Origin of the sequence: Kribbella lupini, assembly GCF_039529595.1 — a bacterium.
Lineage (GTDB): Bacteria > Actinomycetota > Actinomycetes > Propionibacteriales > Kribbellaceae > Kribbella > Kribbella lupini.
Window position 1 is genome coordinate 1 of sequence record NZ_BAAANC010000009.1, and the last position, 577, is coordinate 577.

The 577-nt window shown below is 53.0% G+C and carries 1 rRNA gene; it reads left to right on the forward strand.

Annotated features, from left to right (window positions below):
• Nucleotides 1-85 (forward strand): 16S ribosomal RNA (locus ABD235_RS39880); the annotation flags it as partial.
• Nucleotides 86-577 lie beyond the last annotated feature (492 nt).

Consider the following 577-nt stretch of genomic DNA (forward strand, 5'->3'; position numbering starts at 1 on the left):
GGAGCCGTCGAAGGTGGGGCTGGCGATTAGGACGAAGTCGTAACAAGGTAGCCGTACCGGAAGGTGCGGCTGGATCACCTCCTTTCTAAGGAGCATTGACGCTGGCTCGTAAGAGTTCAGTGTCTACTCGTCGTTTCCTAGACATCCGTTCTAGGGCGACGGTGCTTCGGAATGTGGAACATTGACCATTAGGCCGGGATCTCGTCTGATCGATCTAGTACTGCTCTTCGGAGCGTGGAACGTGAGAGAAGGATGGGTGAAAGGCCGAGGCGCGCTGTTGGGTCCTGAGGAATCGGGCCGTTGGAATCTTTGCGGATTCCTTGGTTCGATTTTTCTAGGCCGCTTCCACACCGGGATTCTTTGCGGATTCTGGTGTGGGTGTGTGGCTGGGGCCGGCTCTCACCAAACTCCTGGTGATGGTGATCTTGAGGGTGTGTTTTCCCTTTGAGGTTGTTGTCCGAGGGTAGTGGTGGACAAGATCCGGTTATCCTGCCCGTATTTTGAGAACTGTATAGTGGACGCGAGCATCTTTGTAGCAATTTTATTGTTCCTTATGTATGTGTGACAAGCTACTAAG